Source organism: Agromyces sp. NPDC029043 (assembly GCF_055564615.1).
Map to the genome: position 1 here is coordinate 644083 of NZ_JBVHVX010000001.1, position 16262 is coordinate 660344.

Sequence of the window (16262 nt, forward strand, 5' to 3'; positions counted from 1 at the left end):
CCCGCTCGCGCATTTCCGCCTCGCGCGCCTTCCGGGCCGCGCGCGTCTCATTCTCCGGGATGACCCGGCCGGCGAACGCCTTGCTTTTCATACCGAATCACCAAACCTTCAAGCCGCGCGTCTTCGCCGGCGCGAGCGCAAAGGGCAGGCCGCTTGAGTTGAACGCAGCGAGCTGCTGGCCAAACATAGGCCGAACCTCCATGCCCTTGCCCTCGACGGCGGTCCGCAGCTCGCTCGAGAACGCGTCGAGGTCCTCAAGGGTCGTCGCCGTAACCGTGATGAGACCGAGGTACTCGAGGTCACCGAACCCCTGCGTGAGCTCCTCCTCGCGCTGGTCAATCGCGTCACGCTCGCGCTTCTCGAACGCATTGTCGTCGCGGTAGTTGCCCCGCTTCTGCCGCAGTTCCCGGTTCGAATCGATCGCACCGCGCTCACGCTTGATCCGCGAGATCGACTGCCTGAGCTTGACTGGAGAGAAGTACAAAGACATCGCCTGCTGGAACGGCAGCGTGTTCACGGCGTTCAGAAAGTCGGGGAGGGTCGGGATGCGCGGCCATTCGGTGATCTCGAAGGTGCGGTGCAGCACGCCGTCGACTTGGATGTGGTCCCAGTGCTCTTCGCCGGCCATCGGCCCGGCCGATTCCGGCGCGACGCCGGCTCGGTCGGCGGCGCGTTCCTCGATCAGGTCGCCCGTAGTGGGGTCGTAGCCGATGCGCGTCACCGCGGCGAGTTGCCGGGACCCGAGCCAATGTCGAACGGTCACGGAGCAGTCCGCAAGGCCGCGCCTGAGCGTGGCGACCTCACGGGCCATCACGGAGACGAGGCCCGCCCTGCCGCCGCCCTGCGCCCGGATCTCCTTGCCGATCCTCGACTTGTCGAGCACGACGGCAAGGTATTGCCGATGCGTGGTGGTCGTTGCCACTCCAGCCTCGAGCAGAGTCTCGTACTGCTCGCGGGCCCAGCTCGACACCGAATCGGAGACGCGGCGCTCGTAGTAGTCCCGCAGCTGCTTCGGCTGCGCGACACGAGATGTGCTGAGCACCTGCACGCGAGCGAGTCCGACGTGGTTGACAAGGCCGGACTGCAACTGCGCCCAAGCTGCCACCCGACCCTCCTGATCGCGGTCGTCGAGGAGGCCGTAGCCGGGTGACGTCACCTCCACGACGGCCGTCGCGGTTCCGGATGCGGCATCCTCGATGATCGCTCCTCCGCCCTGCGTCTCGAGCAGGCGAAGGCTTCCCAGCGCTCCGGGCAGCTGTAGCTTTCCAGCGTCCGCGATCGGGATGCCGGCAGGGCGGCGATAGCTGGTCTGACGGAGGAGCTTCCTCATGGTGAACAACGCTCTCTGCTGAATGGTCGAAAGGAGCGGGTGGCCGTACTCGTCGAACCAGAGGCCGACGGCGATCAGTACCGCCGCGGGGATAAGCGCCGTCGTGAGCCCTTGGACCGGGTCCGGCGCGGTGAACATGCTCAGGATGGCGAGCCCGGCCCCGGTTCCGGCGACGGCGAGCTGGGCGCCGCTGTAGTTGCCGAGGACGCCCGTGCGACGGCGACCGGGGAACGCGAGGCGGGGAACGCCCGTGGGAGCTTCTCGTGTCATGGTCAGCCTCGTTTCGTGGGACTACTGCTTGGGCACCGGTATCGGTTGATGACTCGGCCTCGAGGGCCCCGGCGTCGGTCGCGACGGCGGGCCCGGGTTCGGCCGCGGCGCCGGGCTCGCGGATGGCGCGGAGTTCGGCCGGTTCGGCACGGGCGCAGGTCGATTTCCGCGGGAAGCGGATCTGACCGAGCGATTCGGGACCGGCTTCGGAGCGCTTCGGCCACCAATGCCACCTTCACTCCCGCCACGTCCCATTGCGATCACGGATGTCGCGGCCCGGCCGGTCCTCTGCGCGCCGTTCTTGAGGTTGCCCTCGCCTGCCGCCCGTGCGTATGCATCCGCGACCTCAGTGCCGAGGAAGCCGAAGAACTTCATTGCGATCATCGGCGCGAAAGCAGCGACGAGCAGGCCGACGAACGCCGCGATGAACATGACCAGGTTCATGCCGGCCGAGACGGAGACCATCTTTGCCGAGAGCGACAGGATGATTGCCGCCAACGGCTTGGCTGCCACGAGCGAGATGAAGATCTTCATCCAGAGGCCGATCATGTTCCTCGACGCCTTCTCGGCAGGCAGGAACATGAGTGCAAGCGGAGCGAGCGCGATCATCGCGACGATGGCCCACCGGCGGAAGGCGAGCATCATCATGAGCGCGAGGGCGGCGCCAGCCATCAGCAGCCAGAGGATGAGCGGGATGCCCAGGGGGTTGCCGCCTGCCGCGCTGAACACCATCCATACCGGAGGCTCGTACTCGCCGCCGTCGGTCGACTGCCACTCGTCACCGACCTTGCGTAGACCGACACCTTCCATGAGGGTCGTGCCGAGGCCACCGGGGCCGGACTCGAACGCGTCGAGGAGGGCGATCGTCGTTTCATCGAAGCCACGCACGAGTTCGGGGCCGTACCAGAAGACCACCCTGGTTCCGGCGACCATTGCCACCCCGCCGACGAGGGCGCGCAGGACGCCTTGTACCCGCCCCTGGGCGGCTGAGCGGATGATCTGCCAGATCATGGCGGCGATCGTCAGCGGCACCGCGAGGTAGAGCACGACGTTTCCGACGCTCGTCGCTGCGTCCAGGTCAGCGTCGGTCGGTCGGCCGTCGGTGGTGCGCGAGTCGATGGTGAAGATGCCGTTGAGGATGTCGCCAACGAATGCCGCGAGTCCGAGAATCCCAGCCCGGAGCAGGTCGAGGAACCCGTCACCGAACCAGTCACCGAGCCAGCCCATGTCCCGCCTCCTCCTGATCAGCCGATCGGGTTCTGGCCGGACGCCCACTTGATGATCGCCGGTGCCGCGCCGATGACGACCGCGCCGATGATCGAGAGGAACACCATCCACTTGCCTGCGGTCTGCTGCCTCGAGTTATCGCTGCCGGATCCGGCGACCCAGGTGAAGATGCCGGCGATGAGCAGCGCGACCATCGCGACGACCCCCAGCGTCTGGAAGTTGCCGACCTGCTGCCCGATCCAGCTGAAGATCGGCCACGAGCTCGAGGGGGTCACCCCGGGGTCGATCTCGCCCGCGATCGTGAGGGTCTTCGTGTCCATGTGAGTTGTGCTCCTTCCGAGCCGCTCATCGGCTCGGAACACCGATCCACCGGACGGCGCACTGCACGACTCGCTTACTCCTGGCGTCTGCAGTTCTCCGCAGGGCAGAGGTCGACACCGAACGCCCGTGTGAACTCCTCGGGGTTCACCCATCCGCCAGCGCCGGGATCGGGTACAAGCGCGAGGACTCGCGGGTCGGTTGCGCCGGCCGGGTTCACGCGCACGTCAAGGTGGCAGCCGGTCGACGGCGGCTGATTGCCGACCGCGGAGATCTGCTGACCAGCCGCCACTTCGTCGCCGACGCGCACGAGATGATCGGTGGGGGCCGTATGCAAGTAGCCGATCTGCCCCACGCCGGGCGTCTCGATCAGCATTGTGAGAGGGCCCGCGGACAGGACGCGGCCGCTCATCATCGCGTAGACCGGCGTCCCGCATTCGGCTGCAAGGTCGACGCCCCGATGAAACGGGTTCGTACCCATCCCGAGGTTGCGCCATCCGTAGCCGTCGGTGAGTGAGTACCCGGCCGGCAGCGGCAGCACGAGCTCGCCCGATGCAATGCATCCGCCTGTACCAATGGCGTCGTCCGCCTCTGAGCCGGCCATGCCAGCCCAACCGACCTCTGGGGGGATCGAGACGGGGCCTTGCTGAGACCACAATGCGTCGACCGCGCCTGACGCGGTGCTTTCCCACTTCGCATATGCGTCGGGGAAGCCGGATTTCTGTACGCGTTGCGCCGCCACGGTGACCGGAAGCTGCTGCCATCCCGGCACATCAGCGAGTGCCTTGTAGAATCGGCCAGCCGCATACGGCGGGTCCATGATCTGCTCGAGCGTTCCCCATCCCATCGATGGCCGCTGCTGGAAGAGACCGACCGAGTCGCGGTCGCCGTACTCGATGTTTCGCAGTCCCGATTCCTGCAGGGCTGTGGCGATCGCCACGATCGCCGCTCGCTGCGCGGTCGCTTCGTCGGGGAAGAGTGCCTTCGCCGCACCGATGAGGATCCCCGCGTTCTGGGTCTGCTCAACATCGAGCTCCGCGGCCGCGGCATCGACGGGGCGCGGTGGCGCGCACGAAGCGGCCTGCGCTCCGCTCGCCAGGAGGACGATCACGAGCGCGATCGGGCCGACTACGGCAAGCGCCACCAGTGCGAGCAGAGCACCGGCGACCCGCAATGGGTGCTTCACGAGTTACTCCGAGCCCCACCCGCGGAAGTCGAACAACTGCAGGCCGGTCATGTCCCATCGCGACGCGGGACTCGGCCAGTTGTCACGGACGCAAGGGGCCGTGAGGACGATCGTGACGGTCTCCACCGCGGACTCGGTAGCGAGGCCATCGCCGGCCCGGGTAATGGTCACCGTGTAGTCGAGTTGTAGCAGCGAGCGGTTCGGTGCCGTGGTCACGACCTGATTCACGCGAACCTCGCTTCGGACCCCGTTCCGCGCCCAACCCGTCCATGCGGATTCACTGGCGCCGATCGACGTGAACCGGTCCTCAAGCCGACCGGTGTCGCCTTTGCCATTCATCCCTTCGCCGCCGTAGTAGCCGAACAGCCGATTCCATTCCCTGTCGACGGGTCCTGCCCACTCGTCGAAGCTCGCCACACGGCTGTTCCAGGTGAACAGGTAGGCGATGATGTCGTTCGCCATCGCGCGAGCTTCGGGAATCTGCGGTGCAGCGCATTCAGCAACGGGCACCTCGTTGTAGCTCGGAATCGTGAGCTCGTCGAGCGGAACCTCCGATGGCCACGACGCGAGTCCGCTCTCCGCGCCGGGCTTGGCCTCGGGCGCATCCGGCTCCATCCAGCCGTCGACGTTTGCTGGGATCCCGGGGCCGCCGATATCCACCTGTCCGTTGTCCATGATGACCGGGGCCCCGCCCGACCCCGGCGTCTCCGCCGATGCTCCGGGGAAGAGGTCTTCGGATGGCCCGGACTGAGTCGCCGGAGCTGGCGGCGTCGCTGCGGGCGCGATCGCGACATTCATCGCGACGATCGCCCCGGTCACCATGAGCGTCAGCACACCAGTTGCGATCACGACGAGCCGGCCACGCCCAGTCGACCAAAGCTCCCGAAGCGTCCCGGTGAGTGATGTCCAGACCTTGCCCATGTTCTCTACTCCTGATTCGCCATTCGCCGAAGCACCTCGTCGAAATCACGCTCAACCGCGACCGCGGCCGAACTGTCCGGCACGACCCACATGGGGTGAGCCTTCTCGAGGTGCTCATTCGGCTTGCATCCGGCCTCGAGTACCCACCCGCGCATCCTCGTGATCCACAGACCGAGGTGATAGTGGAAGTCGAGCGCCGCCCCGGGGGATTGCTGCTCGATGAACTGCTGCTCATTGCGGAACTGCATGAGCGCGAGGAGCTCCTGAACCATTTCGTCGTGCCGGAACCAACACGGCGGCACGATCTCGCCAGGGAGCCGGTAGGACCGCACCAATCGCTGCGCGAACGACCATGCGCGGTTCAGTTGGGCGCGGCGCTCTGACGCACTGAGCGTCCACCAATCGATCGGTGGATTCAGCCCGCCGCCCTCGGTGACGGGCGCGACAGGGTCGGGCTCACTCGTGTTGTGGTCGCCTGGCCCAAGCTCGTCCTCGTACACGCCTCACCGATCCCGCCGCTCGCGCAGTAGGCAGCAAACGGCAAAGGTGGCAGAGCGCCGCTCAGGCCGCGTTCTCGCGCTCGAGGTAGGCGGCGAGGTACCGCTGTCCGGTGCGAGTCGACTTGCCGCCGAGCCAGTCGGCGACTTCGCGCCCTGACGGCGTCAAGCCCTGCTCAAGCGCCTCGCGGATTCGTGTATCGACGCTCCAAGATCCCGTCGACGTCTGCGGGGCGGGAGCTGGCGTCAGAGCCTTCCTGTGTCGCGCGACAGAGTCGTTCGCTGTGGCGTGCGTGTCGGCGTCATCCGCGTCTGTCGCGGTCGTCGCAACCGCGACAGACTGCGTCGTGCTGGTTGGCGCATTCGCTCGGGCTGTCCTCGCGTTGTCGCGGGCGCCCGCGTCACGTTGCGACGCTCGCCCGGCCGCGTCATGACGAGCGCCGTCGCGAGTCGCGCTCGCTGCCGCGATCCGTTCCCGTTCCTTAATGTCGGGGACGAGCTTCATGACGAGATGCGTGATCGCGACGAGCGCGGCCGGCGGCGTCGCTGCGAGCATGATTGCGACGCCTAGCGTGGTCGAGGTCAGGTCAGCGGCGCCGAGCGCATGCGTCGCGTTCGCGAACACCGAGATCGCCGACAGGGCGAAGAACGTCGCGTACGCGAGCCAGCGACCGTTGATACCGAGCGTTCGGAACTGCGCCGCGGCGACCATGCAAGCGACGGTTCCAACGTCAATGAGGATCGGGAACAGCTCCGGCAAGGGCATGCCGTTGACGCGCGCGACATCGATGAGTGTCGCGTAGCTGATCGCCATGGCGGAGGCGCCGACGACGACGAGCGGCAGCACGAGCGACATCACGCTGCCCCACGTGCGCTTCACGTTCTTCACGTTCTTCACGTTCTTCGCGCTCATCGCGTCATCCCTTCGATCGTGACGGTGCGGTGACCGCGAGTGCCGCGTCGCGGTCATCCCGCCAGTGCGGTCGTTCCGTCCCGCACCAGGCGCAGGACTCGTCGAACTCGCCGATCCAGCGATGCCCGGCCGCGGCGCACTCGGCGCCAGTCGGCGGCCTTCGCGGTGTCCGCTCCAGCCGCGATGCTGGCTTCGCGCTCGCGGAGCCAGCCCCATCGAGATCTTCGGCGCGGACCCAACGCCAGGGCTCGGCGGCGAGAGACGAGGCAACGTACGCGACGGGATTCCCGACGCGTCGGGGAGCGGCGCCAAGGATGTCATCGGCTGCACGGGGCAGATCGATGACGCCGATTGCCACCTCGGGATGATGTTGGGCCAGGCGATCGAGAAGTTCGCCGAGGCGGAGCCGTGAGTCAAGCGCAGCGAGCCGCTCTGCGAGCGCCGGGTCGGACTCGGCTACAGATTCGTCGTCGTCGTCCGGCGCGGCCGTCGCACGATGTTCACGACCGGCGATGGTCGTGAATGCGAGAGACGACGAAGAGTGTTCTTGGGCTTGGTCTTGTTTAAGCGGCGGATGATCCGGCGCCGGGTCTCCCGCCGAGGGCTTCGAACAGTGATCACGTGGACTTTCGCCGGCCGCGCCCGCCGGTACCAAGCCCGGCGAAGGCCAGCGCGGCTTTTCCGCCGAGGGCTGAGGCCGCGACTCTCCCATGCCAGATCGGGCCCTTGGCGGAATATCCGCCGAGGCTCCAACCTTCATCGCGGGAGCGTCGGCATCGGTCGATTGGTGACGGTCGGCGGGGAGCAGCTCGGTCGGCGCCTCTGGGTCGCAGACGATGAGCTCCGTCCATTTCTGACCGCCGATCGGCGCGCCGAGCTCATCAACCTCGCCCGGGGCATACCGGTGCACCACGACCTCGAGGTAGCCGGCTGCCTCCAGTTTCCGCCGCGCGGCGAGGTACGCATCCTTGCCGAGGCCGAGATCGCGCATCACCTTGGACTGGGTCACCCGGAAGTCGGACCGGTGCGAGAGGAGATAGAAGAAGATCGACGACGCGTTCCCGACGATCCGCTTATCCCGCACCCACCAATTGCGCACCTGGAGGAAGTCGCGCTCGAACGCGAGTTCTGGGCGCACGAACTCGGTTTCCCGTCTCATGTCGTGATCCCTCTCGATTCAGACTCTGCTTGCATCAGGCCGCACGGCCCTGATCCACCTGGACGCCTGCTCGGGCGAGAGCGGCGCGCATGTTCATCAGGGCCAAGCGGTGTGGCCGGGAGGCATGCGGATCGAAGGCGTCATCAAGGAGGAAGGCGCGAAAGAGGCTTGTGACGTGCATGTTCGGCCGGCCACCCCATGTGACGCGAGCGAGCGCGGCGACCTCATCAGGCGCGAAACCCATCCGCGCGAACTCAGGGGCGCGGCGCGCCTCAGCGTGTCCGTGGCCCTGATGCGTCGGGGGGTTCTCGGCGAACCACCTGACGGCGGCTCGATACGACCGCTCGGCCGCATCGTCGACGAACGCCTCGACGGTCGTCGCCGTCTTCTCGATGACGACGGGAAGTGGCGTCAGCCCATGCGCAGGATCGATGCCGGCATCTGCGGCGGAGGTGGCAACGCCCGGCAGGTGAACCAGTGCGTCGAGCTCACCTACCCGGTGGCCGGCCTGCCCGATCGCCCACATCCCGGCGCACTTGGCCAGGTATGCCCACGGGTCTCGCGAGCTGAGCATGCCTGACGCGAGCGCCTGCCCGGTGCTTGCTTCCGCAAGGCGCACAAGGACGGTGTTCGTCACCTCGTCACGCTCGATCGCGTATCCAAGCTTCGCTCGAACCGAGCGCGAGATCTGGCCGGAGAGGTACTTATCGACTTGGTCGACCAGCTCAGCACAATCGGCCGATGACCAGAAGTCACGCCCGACTGAGGTCGCGGCCATGACGACCGCCTTCAACCGGTTCCCGGACCACTGCTGCATCTCAGGTCACCTCCCCAGTAGTGGTTCGCGAGGCTTGAGCATCTCGCCCCCACTCCATCGCCCGCCGCAGGACCGAGGCAAGGCCACGCCAGCTGCCTTCCGACAGCTGTGCGGCAATCTCGGCCGGCGGGTGATCTTCGAGCAAGCGCTCGAAGGTGCTGAACCCCCGGGTCAGCTGGGTCTCGGCGATCACCGCAGCGGACGGCTCAGCGACGATGGGAGGTTCTACGAGTGCCCGAATGCGCTTGTACTCGCCGTCGACCTTGCCTAGGGTGTTCGCTCGGTCTCGAGCCCGACTCGCTTCCTGACGAATCGGCTCGGGAAGAGACGGATCCTCCGACCACTCCGCGAGGCGCTCGAATTTCTCCATCGTCCGCCCAGAGACGCCAAGGTAGTGACTCATCAGGTCCCGGGACTTGCCAGATGCCTGCAGCGTCGCCGCTGCAGGTCGCTCCGATACGACATCAGCGCGCGCGACGAGCGCCGCCGCTGAGATGACCGCGTCGTTCGCGGGTGGCAAGTTTCCACCGCCGACGGGCGAGCCCCATCGCCGATGGTTCGTACTCGCCGCGCCCGCCTGCTGCGCTGCCTTCGCTCGCGCGGTCAGAATCGGATCGAGCACATCGCGCTTGAACGCGAGCTGTTCCTCGAGAGACAGATCCTGACGGGCGTCGTTCTCTTCCCACTCCATCAGGCGTCGCACCTCAGGGTCGTCGGCCGATTCGAACTCACGAGCTTCGATCTGCTGCCAACCGAGCTTCTTCGCGGCAGCCAGGCGAGTGCTTCCGAAGATGAGGACGTTGCGCGGCGTCACGCCGATCGGCATGAGGAGCCCGACATCCGCGAGCGAGCGAGCGAGGCGATCGACGACCGTCGGGTCCGGCTCCTTCCTCGAACGATCGTGCGGAAGCACGATCGCGTGGACGTCCGCCCAGGTAACCGGATTCACCTCATCGGTGCGGTTCCGCGGCGGCCTGGGCTGAATGGCGGTCATGCGCTCAGTCCTTCCGGGTGAACCGTCGACTCCTCGCCGGTATCCGTGAATTGAACGCGCACACCCGAGGGATACCAACGGATGACCCGAACCACACGCCGTTCGGCGCCGAAGTAGAGCCATCGTCGGCCGTGGGCACGGATCTTTGCCCACTCCTCGGCGGTCATGCCGCAGCTCCGAACCGCTGCAGCTCGGCATGGACGTCGCGGGCGATATCCCACGCCACCCAAGCGCACGCGAGCGAGGTGCATCCCGCCGCTGGCGTGGAGGGGGAGGCTGACCCGCACCAGAGGCCGTGGGTCGTTTCGCGGATTCGCTCGGCGAGAGCCCCGAGTTGCTCGACCTCCGAGCGCTTGAACGGCGTGGCAGACCTGCTGATCGATGCCGCCCTCACGTCGACGGCGGCGCGGTGCGCCTCGCTGATAATCTTGAACATGGACTGATTCCTCCTCTTGCTTCCCGGCGAAACGGAATCTTGGCCCCCCGCTGCAACGGGGGGCCATCTCTTTGGTGGTGATCGGATGTCGACGTAGCGTCACGCTGCGTCGGCGAGGATGGGCTGAACCCGAGAGAACAGGTAGACGTCGAGATCGACGGGGTAGTAGACCGTCTTCCGGCCGTGCTTGTGCTGCACCGGTCCCTCACGCCTCGAGGCGAGGTTGTAGAGCGTGCCCTTTGCAAGTCCGCAATATTCGGCGGCGCGCGTGGAGTCCAGGACTTCACCGACACGGTGGTCTTCAACGAAGCGCTCAAGTGCTTCGTCCGCCCCGGACAGACACCTGCGCGCCTCGTCCAGCAGGCGCTTCAACGTGACCTTGTCGCTCATCGGTTCTCCACATTCCTCGGCTGGGTGTCTGGGAGCAGATCCGAGGCCGGTACGCTCAACGCTCTGGCGATCGCGAAGACCTCTGACACGGTGAAGTCGATGTGACCGGCCAGCTTCCGGCCGAGGGTCGTATTCGGAATGCCGATCTCGAGCGACAGCGAGAGCTGGCTCCGCCCCTGCGTCTTCAGCGCTGACCTCACGCGTTCGGCTACGTTTGTCCGAATCTCACTGCTTCCCATATGGGTAGCGTATGGTTCCCAAACGGGAAGCGCAAGCAAACTTGCTCTCACAATGGCTCACTAAGCACCCAAACGGACGCATAAAGTGATCCGTATGGAGACTTCGGGCACAGAGTTCAATCGCTGTCTGATGACTGAGCTTCGCGCCGAACGCAGCATGCGCAACGTGACGGTCAAGCAGCTCGCGGAGCGAGCGGGCATCTTCCATGGGACGCTTCTGCGGTACCTGAACAACCACCGAGACATGCCAGTGCCCGTCCTCTACGACGTCGCGATGGCACTCGACGTCGATCCAGCAGCTTTGGTCGACCGTGCAGGGGCCCGCCTCGCGGCCGAGTCCCGCGCGCCGTCTGGGCAGCTCACATTCGACGAAGCTGACGGCGGGGATGAGCCGAATCCCAGCGAGGTCGGCCGGCGCATCGCGCTCCTGGTCTCGGTGCTTGCACGGGGTCGCGGCTCTGCGCACGGGTACAAGGAGATCGCACCGCTGCTGCTTGAGCGCGGAGTCCGGTTCAGCCAGGAAGAGTGGGCCGAGCTGCTCGAGGGGAGTGCCATGCGCGCTCCCGGCCGTCAATCGCTCGAAGCCATCGCCGACGTGCTCGGCATCGATGGCGTCTACCTCACTGGCGCCGCTGGCGACCCCGAGGTCGTTCGGATCGAGGCGCAGCTCGACTTCCTCCGTGCGCTGCACGAGAGCAAGGTCGAAGGCCTCGCCGCTCGAGGCAGCGACGACATCACGCCCGAGACTCTCCGGGCGATCACCTCGAGTCTTCGGCACGAGGAACGTTGAGCATGCGCCGGCGCGACAGGGGAGCCCTACATTTCCGTTCGCCGGTGGAGTTGGTTCGCAGTCAGGGTGACGTCGTCGCCGCAGACGAGCGAGTGCAACTCTCGAGTGCCGTCACGCGAGCCGATGCCAGTTTCTCGGCACTTCCGTTCGAGGACGATTGCTCGCTCGATGCGATCGTCGCGTACGTCGAACGCGAACGCGGCACGAAGGTCAATATCACTCCGCTTGAGACGCTGCGGGGGACGTCGACGTGCGGCCTCGTGGTGAGGCGGCAGGGGATGCATCACATCTTCTACGTGCCGGAGACCTCGCCGTTGCACCGGTTGCAGTGCGTGCTTCACGAGCTCAGCCATGTCCTTCTCCGCCACGACGAATCGTCGCCGGGTAGCGTCGGCCAGCTCGCCCGGTTCGTGCCCAATATTCGCCTGGAGCGTGGCGACGCGATCTTTGGTCGGGTCGCCTTCGAAGACGAGACGGAGGTCGAGGCAGAGCGCCTCGCCGATCGTCTCGCAGCCGCGATTCGTCGGCCTCGCCGGCATCCGCTCGAGGAGCATTTCGGATGACACAGGTAGCCGTCACCGCCCTCATGGCGCTGCTGACCGTCGTGCAGTTCCTCACCGTGCGCCACCGCCGGAGCCAGATGATCCTGTACGCGTCCGCGCTCATCACGCTGGCGATGTTCCTCAACATCGATGAGGTGTACCTCACCGTCGACCGCATGCTCGGGGAACGCAACCTCACGACCTTCATCTCGGATGGCGCACTCATCACGGGCACGTACTTCCTCTCCGCGGCTGCCATCGTCTCCGTTCGTGGCGTGCAGGATCGCAAGGGCGTATGGCCGGTCTGGCTGCTCGTGGTTGCGGGGTGCGTGATGGTGGTGGCGTTCGCCTTCATCGACATGGGGCACTCGTCGACGCGGTTCATGATCGACTTCGGCGGTCAGTGGCCAGCCGCCGTCTACAACTCGGTTCAGTTTGTGTATCTCGGTCTGGTGCTGGGATACACCGGGGTCGTCATCCTTCAGAACCGATCGAGGCTCACGACTCGAGCGAGCTCGATCGGGTTCACGATGTTCGCAGTCGGCTGCGTCGTCGGCATCGGCCTGGTCGTCGACGTGATCGGAATGAACCTGTCGCATCTCATGGGATGGCGGGGCACCCTCCGATTTCTGCAGAGTCTCTACAGCCCGATGTTCTTCGTCGTGATGGCGCTGCTTTGCACTGGGCTCGCGATCCCCGCAGCGGCGCGCTTCGTATCTCGGCATTGGCGCGGTCGGCACACCGCTGGGCTGATCAAGCAGCTCGAGCCATTGTGGACGCGGGTCGTGTCGGGCTCGGCGCTGCCGAGCGCGCTTAGCGACGATGACCATGAGATGCAGCTGCATCGAATGGTCGTGGAGATCGAGGACGCTCGGTTCAGGTCCGGGGGAGAACTTGCACTGAGCGAAGACGAGGTGGAGCACCTTCGCCTCGCTCACGACCACATCGCCATCCCTGACGACCTCTTCCGGATGGCGGCACGATGAGCCGGCTGGCCGGGATCGGAGCCGTTGCGGCAGGCGGCGCAGTCGCGTCCGCAATCGCGGGCATTGCCGTTGCACGATACGCCGTGCTCGGTCGGCGGCGGCCGATGCATGCTGAATTCCGTGCCGATGCAGGTACGGTAGTGCTCCCTCGAATGGATGCCACGCTGCAGCCTCGGACCTTCGGCCTGAAGCTCGGGCGCCGACTCTTCCGCGTGCAGGAGATCGTGCGGGTGGACGCTGCTTTCGTCGAGCGCAAAGTGGAGCACTGCGATCTCGACGGGGCAGCGGATGTTGACTTCGTGGGCGACGTCTTCGGCCGAGAGAGCTCGCTTGCGCGATCGGCCATCGCTTACTCGGGGGAGGTGGAAGGGATCTCCTTCGTCCACTGGGACCTGATGCCGGAGACAGCGACGGAGCGCGATCTCTGGTTCGTTCACGTCCACGGAATGGGCGCTGCACCGAGCTCGACGCTTCGATCGGTCGAGTCCGTCCGCGAGGCGGGCTACCCATCCACGATCGTGTCGCTCGAAGCCAGCGCCGATATCGACAAGCGCGGCCGGGGCATGGCGGTCGAACACGTTCGTCGGGTGGTCGCAGCGATCGAACATGCGATGCACCTGGGCGCGACGCGGGTCGTCATGGTCGGCTGGTCGTACGGCGCGCGACTGGTGCTGGACGCAGCTGACCGCCGGCCAGACGTTGCTGGCGTGGTCCTGATCTCTCCGATGTTCGACCTCCTCCATGTGGTCCGGCTGGTCGCAGCCCGACAACGACTTCCGAAGGCCCTTATCGCGGCCGCGGCCGCCGTTCTCTCGACCCCGCTGGTGTGCCGGCTGGCCGGGATCGACCGGCCGATCGGCGACGGTCTTGATCTCGCTTCGGCGCCTCGAACGCTCATCTTCCACTCGCGCGGCGATACGACCGTCCCGATCGAGATCACTCGATCGGCCGTCGCAGCCTTCGGTGATGTCCACCTTGTCGAGTTCCTGCCGACTCCGCACACGTTGGAGTGGAACCGGGATCCGGAGCTGTTCGGGCGCGAGATTCGTGAATGGCTTGGCCGCCTCGATGACGGGGGAGTCGAATATGGGGCGCGGTAGGCCCCCGCTCGAGCTTGAGAGTTGGGGGCGGATGCAGCGACTCCTCCGCAATGGAAAGCCGGCAGCGCTCGTCTACTTTCGGGACGGTGACGGGAAGCGGCGCAAGATGATCCGAACCGGCCGTACGTACGCGGAGGCCGAGAGAAATCTCACGAAGGCTTTGAAGGAGCGACTAACGCCAACGTTCGAGATACTGACGCGCGAGTCGACGCTTGGTGCGCTGGCAGCCCATTGGATGGACGACATCAAACGCGAAGAGAAGGCGATCGCCACAGTCGTCCGTTACGCCTCCACGATCCGCAGCCACGTGGAGCCGAGCGCTGAGCTCCGGCTTCATGAGTGCAGCGTCCCGCGTCTGCAGCGGCTAGTGAATGGCGTGGCGGACAAATCAGGTCCCGGCGCTGCACGCATGCTCATCGTGGTTCTCAACGGGATGTTCTCACTGGCAGTCCGGCATGGCGCTCTCGATACAAGTCCAGCCACCATGCTGAAAGGTCCTCCCCGGCGGAGGAAGGAAGTGGTCGCTCCTACCCTCGACGAGATCCACCTGCTCCGGGAACTGCTTGCGGCCCATGATCGACGCGAGAGTTCAAGGGGACTGGTGATCCGCGACCTCGGGGACATCGGCGACATCCTGATCGCGACGGGGGCACGAATCGGCGAAGTGCTCGCGCTCCGGTGGCGAGATATCGACCTGGGGAATCGCACGGTGACGATCCGAGCCACCATCATTCGGTCTCCCGGTCAGGGCGCGATCATCCAGGAGCGGCCCAAGACGGACTCCTCGACTCGCCGGCTGAAGCTGCCGACCTTCGCGCTCGAGGTGCTCACCAGGCGGCGTCTCGATGCGTATTGCGATCTGGTCTTCCCCGCGTCAGGTGGTGCCGTTCGCTGGCCGGAGAACATCCGGACGCAGTGGGCACTCGCGGTCCGAGGCACCGAGCTCGAGTGGATGACGCCCACCTCGTGTCGCAAGGCGGTTGCGACCTACCTCGAGGCAGCAGAGGACATCGAAGCAGCGAGCGAGCAGCTCGGTCACTCGAGCTCTCGCATCACCTCACGGTTCTACGTTCCCCAGAAGATCGACCGGAGCGATTTCTCGATGCGCCTCGATGCCCTTGGCGGCAGCGCCTCAGCGTCGTAGGCCCTCGCTGACCCGGGTGCATCGGGCATTTAATTGTGACCACTAAGTGACCACTAGCGCGCTTTGCAATCGAAACAGCGCCGGCCGAGGAGCGGTAAAAGTCCTGATCAGAGCCGATGACGGGAATCGAACCCGCGCTGTCTGCTTGGGAAGCAGAAGTTCTACCATTGAACTACATCGGCGCGCGGCATCCGGTGGATGCAGCGGTGACCATCGTAGCAAGCCCGACGGCCCCGTACGCATCGCCGTGGGCGGCGCCATCCGACCGGCGGCCGTAGGCTGGCACCGTGCTTCTCTCGGATCGCGATATCAGGGCCGAACTCGAGCGTGAGCGGGTCAAGCTCGACCCGTACGACCCGTCGATGATCCAGCCGAGCAGCATCGACGTGCGCCTCGACCGCTACTTCCGCCTGTTCGACAACCACAAGTACCCGTTCATCGATCCGGCCGAGCACCAGCCCGAGCTGACGCACCTCATCGACGTGCGGCCCGACGAGCCGTTCATCCTGCACCCGGGCGAGTTCGTGCTCGCCGCGACGTTCGAGGCCGTCACCCTGCCCGACGACATCGCCGCCCGGCTCGAGGGCAAGAGCTCGCTCGGGCGCCTCGGCCTGCTGACGCACTCGACGGCCGGGTTCATCGATCCGGGCTTCACTGGCCACGTGACCCTCGAGCTGAGCAACGTCGCGACCCTGCCGATCAAGCTGTGGCCGGGCATGAAGATCGGGCAGCTCTGCTTCTTCCGGCTGTCGTCGCCGAGCGAGCGGCCGTACGGGTCGCCCGCCTATTCGTCGCGGTACCAGGGCCAGCGGGGGCCGACCGCGTCGCGCTCGTTCCAGAACTTCAGCAGGGCGGATGTCGGTGTGACCGACGCCGGCTCGACCGGCGGCTGACCCCGCACGTCGTCACACGGCTTCCTGTCCTCCTTTCGGCGGACGTAGGATTCCCCAGACGCGACATCCGATCGCGCTGTCAGCACCCGATGACGCAGCGCGGTGAGCCG

General features: G+C 66.1%; 20 protein-coding genes and 1 tRNA gene. 6 read left to right on the forward strand and 15 right to left on the reverse strand.

Annotation, left to right across the window (positions count from 1 at the left end; all coding sequences use genetic code 11):
* Nucleotides 1-97: 97 nt before the first annotated feature.
* The 14 genes from ACZ4TW_RS03105 to ACZ4TW_RS03170 all read right to left on the reverse strand — a co-directional run bounded on the left by ACZ4TW_RS03105 (nucleotide 98) and on the right by ACZ4TW_RS03170 (nucleotide 10697).
* A complete protein-coding gene (locus ACZ4TW_RS03105; RefSeq protein WP_465540004.1) occupies nucleotides 98-1600 on the reverse strand; it encodes an SCO6880 family protein in 1503 nt (500 codons plus the stop codon).
* A gap of 21 nt (nucleotides 1601-1621) precedes the next feature.
* Nucleotides 1622-2827 carry a hypothetical protein gene (locus ACZ4TW_RS03110; RefSeq protein ID WP_465540006.1) on the reverse strand — a complete coding sequence of 402 codons (1206 nt, stop codon included), beginning with the start codon at nucleotides 2825-2827 and terminating at the stop codon, nucleotides 1622-1624.
* A gap of 17 nt (nucleotides 2828-2844) precedes the next feature.
* The gene (locus tag ACZ4TW_RS03115; RefSeq protein ID WP_465540008.1) at nucleotides 2845-3147 is read right to left on the reverse strand and encodes a hypothetical protein; all 303 of its coding nucleotides are present in this window, start codon (nucleotides 3145-3147) and stop codon (nucleotides 2845-2847) included.
* A gap of 74 nt (nucleotides 3148-3221) precedes the next feature.
* The gene (locus ACZ4TW_RS03120; RefSeq protein ID WP_465540011.1) at nucleotides 3222-4331 is read right to left on the reverse strand and encodes a M23 family metallopeptidase; all 1110 of its coding nucleotides are present in this window, start codon (nucleotides 4329-4331) and stop codon (nucleotides 3222-3224) included.
* Between the two features lie 3 nt (nucleotides 4332-4334).
* The gene (locus tag ACZ4TW_RS03125; protein ID WP_465540013.1) at nucleotides 4335-5252 is read right to left on the reverse strand and encodes a hypothetical protein; all 918 of its coding nucleotides are present in this window, start codon (nucleotides 5250-5252) and stop codon (nucleotides 4335-4337) included.
* 5 nt (nucleotides 5253-5257) lie between these two features.
* Entirely contained in the window at nucleotides 5258-5752 is a 495-nt protein-coding gene (locus ACZ4TW_RS03130; RefSeq protein WP_465540016.1) for a hypothetical protein, read from the reverse strand.
* A gap of 61 nt (nucleotides 5753-5813) precedes the next feature.
* Nucleotides 5814-6647, reverse strand: a complete 834-nt coding sequence (locus tag ACZ4TW_RS03135) for a hypothetical protein (RefSeq protein WP_465540018.1) — start codon at nucleotides 6645-6647, stop codon at nucleotides 5814-5816.
* A gap of 19 nt (nucleotides 6648-6666) precedes the next feature.
* Nucleotides 6667-7821, reverse strand: a complete 1155-nt coding sequence (locus tag ACZ4TW_RS03140) for a hypothetical protein (protein WP_465540020.1) — start codon at nucleotides 7819-7821, stop codon at nucleotides 6667-6669.
* A 34-nt stretch (nucleotides 7822-7855) separates the two neighbouring features.
* Complete coding sequence (locus tag ACZ4TW_RS03145; RefSeq protein WP_465540022.1) at nucleotides 7856-8638, reverse strand: hypothetical protein; 783 nt, start codon at nucleotides 8636-8638, stop codon at nucleotides 7856-7858.
* A gap of 1 nt (nucleotide 8639) precedes the next feature.
* Nucleotides 8640-9632, reverse strand: coding sequence for a ParB N-terminal domain-containing protein (locus tag ACZ4TW_RS03150; protein ID WP_465540024.1), 993 nt, complete (start codon nucleotides 9630-9632; stop codon nucleotides 8640-8642).
* Nucleotides 9629-9799: a hypothetical protein gene (locus ACZ4TW_RS03155; RefSeq protein ID WP_465540025.1), complete on the reverse strand. Its 171-nt coding sequence runs from the start codon at nucleotides 9797-9799 to the stop codon at nucleotides 9629-9631. Before ACZ4TW_RS03155 ends, ACZ4TW_RS03150 begins: the two co-directional genes overlap by 4 nt.
* Entirely contained in the window at nucleotides 9796-10068 is a 273-nt protein-coding gene (locus ACZ4TW_RS03160; RefSeq protein WP_465540027.1) for a hypothetical protein, read from the reverse strand. The genes ACZ4TW_RS03155 and ACZ4TW_RS03160 overlap by 4 nt, the downstream gene beginning before the upstream one ends.
* 99 nt (nucleotides 10069-10167) lie before the next feature.
* Entirely contained in the window at nucleotides 10168-10458 is a 291-nt protein-coding gene (locus ACZ4TW_RS03165) for a helix-turn-helix domain-containing protein (protein ID WP_465540028.1), read from the reverse strand.
* On the reverse strand, nucleotides 10455-10697 hold the full coding sequence (locus ACZ4TW_RS03170; protein ID WP_465540031.1) for a helix-turn-helix domain-containing protein: 243 nt from the start codon (nucleotides 10695-10697) through the stop codon (nucleotides 10455-10457). The genes ACZ4TW_RS03165 and ACZ4TW_RS03170 overlap by 4 nt, the downstream gene beginning before the upstream one ends.
* 130 nt (nucleotides 10698-10827) lie before the next feature.
* Here ACZ4TW_RS03170 and ACZ4TW_RS03175 point away from each other — a divergent pair, with 130 nt between their 5' ends.
* The 5 genes from ACZ4TW_RS03175 to ACZ4TW_RS03195 are packed head-to-tail and all read left to right on the forward strand — an operon-like array spanning nucleotide 10828 to nucleotide 15259.
* Nucleotides 10828-11487, forward strand: a complete 660-nt coding sequence (locus tag ACZ4TW_RS03175; protein ID WP_465540033.1) for a helix-turn-helix domain-containing protein — start codon at nucleotides 10828-10830, stop codon at nucleotides 11485-11487.
* 2 nt (nucleotides 11488-11489) lie between these two features.
* Complete coding sequence (locus ACZ4TW_RS03180; protein WP_465540035.1) at nucleotides 11490-12050, forward strand: hypothetical protein; 561 nt, start codon at nucleotides 11490-11492, stop codon at nucleotides 12048-12050.
* Nucleotides 12047-13015, forward strand: a complete 969-nt coding sequence (locus tag ACZ4TW_RS03185; protein ID WP_465540037.1) for a hypothetical protein — start codon at nucleotides 12047-12049, stop codon at nucleotides 13013-13015. The genes ACZ4TW_RS03180 and ACZ4TW_RS03185 overlap by 4 nt, the downstream gene beginning before the upstream one ends.
* Nucleotides 13012-14115, forward strand: a complete 1104-nt coding sequence (locus tag ACZ4TW_RS03190) for an alpha/beta fold hydrolase (RefSeq protein WP_465540039.1) — start codon at nucleotides 13012-13014, stop codon at nucleotides 14113-14115. Before ACZ4TW_RS03185 ends, ACZ4TW_RS03190 begins: the two co-directional genes overlap by 4 nt.
* A 31-nt stretch (nucleotides 14116-14146) precedes the next feature.
* On the forward strand, nucleotides 14147-15259 hold the full coding sequence (locus ACZ4TW_RS03195) for a tyrosine-type recombinase/integrase (protein WP_465540041.1): 1113 nt from the start codon (nucleotides 14147-14149) through the stop codon (nucleotides 15257-15259).
* Nucleotides 15260-15370: 111 nt separating this feature from the next.
* Here the strand turns inward: ACZ4TW_RS03195 and ACZ4TW_RS03200 are convergent.
* Nucleotides 15371-15441 (reverse strand) — tRNA-Gly (locus tag ACZ4TW_RS03200).
* 105 nt (nucleotides 15442-15546) lie between these two features.
* Between ACZ4TW_RS03200 and dcd the strand changes: the two genes are divergently transcribed.
* The gene (gene dcd, locus ACZ4TW_RS03205) at nucleotides 15547-16152 is read left to right on the forward strand and encodes a dCTP deaminase (protein ID WP_465540043.1); all 606 of its coding nucleotides are present in this window, start codon (nucleotides 15547-15549) and stop codon (nucleotides 16150-16152) included.
* Nucleotides 16153-16262 lie beyond the last annotated feature (110 nt).

Bases quoted from the DNA above. Each gene is read 5' to 3' on its own strand.
- ACZ4TW_RS03115 (WP_465540008.1), bottom strand. From the start codon at position 3,147: ATGGACACGAAGACCCTCACGATCGCGGGCGAGATCGACCCCGGGGTG.
- ACZ4TW_RS03150 (WP_465540024.1), bottom strand. From the start codon at position 9,632: ATGACCGCCATTCAGCCCAGGCCGCCGCGGAACCGCACCGATGAGGTG.
- ACZ4TW_RS03125 (WP_465540013.1), bottom strand. From the start codon at position 5,252: ATGGGCAAGGTCTGGACATCACTCACCGGGACGCTTCGGGAGCTTTGG.
- ACZ4TW_RS03155 (WP_465540025.1), bottom strand. From the start codon at position 9,799: ATGACCGCCGAGGAGTGGGCAAAGATCCGTGCCCACGGCCGACGATGG.
- ACZ4TW_RS03185 (WP_465540037.1), top strand. From the start codon at position 12,047: ATGACACAGGTAGCCGTCACCGCCCTCATGGCGCTGCTGACCGTCGTG.
- ACZ4TW_RS03175 (WP_465540033.1), top strand. From the start codon at position 10,828: ATGACTGAGCTTCGCGCCGAACGCAGCATGCGCAACGTGACGGTCAAG.
- ACZ4TW_RS03160 (WP_465540027.1), bottom strand. From the start codon at position 10,068: ATGTTCAAGATTATCAGCGAGGCGCACCGCGCCGCCGTCGACGTGAGG.
- ACZ4TW_RS03140 (WP_465540020.1), bottom strand. From the start codon at position 7,821: ATGAGACGGGAAACCGAGTTCGTGCGCCCAGAACTCGCGTTCGAGCGC.
- ACZ4TW_RS03195 (WP_465540041.1), top strand. From the start codon at position 14,147: ATGCAGCGACTCCTCCGCAATGGAAAGCCGGCAGCGCTCGTCTACTTT.
- ACZ4TW_RS03110 (WP_465540006.1), bottom strand. From the start codon at position 2,827: ATGGGCTGGCTCGGTGACTGGTTCGGTGACGGGTTCCTCGACCTGCTC.
- ACZ4TW_RS03180 (WP_465540035.1), top strand. From the start codon at position 11,490: ATGCGCCGGCGCGACAGGGGAGCCCTACATTTCCGTTCGCCGGTGGAG.
- ACZ4TW_RS03170 (WP_465540031.1), bottom strand. From the start codon at position 10,697: ATGGGAAGCAGTGAGATTCGGACAAACGTAGCCGAACGCGTGAGGTCA.
- ACZ4TW_RS03165 (WP_465540028.1), bottom strand. From the start codon at position 10,458: ATGAGCGACAAGGTCACGTTGAAGCGCCTGCTGGACGAGGCGCGCAGG.
- ACZ4TW_RS03105 (WP_465540004.1), bottom strand. From the start codon at position 1,600: ATGACACGAGAAGCTCCCACGGGCGTTCCCCGCCTCGCGTTCCCCGGT.
- ACZ4TW_RS03190 (WP_465540039.1), top strand. From the start codon at position 13,012: ATGAGCCGGCTGGCCGGGATCGGAGCCGTTGCGGCAGGCGGCGCAGTC.
- ACZ4TW_RS03145 (WP_465540022.1), bottom strand. From the start codon at position 8,638: ATGCAGCAGTGGTCCGGGAACCGGTTGAAGGCGGTCGTCATGGCCGCG.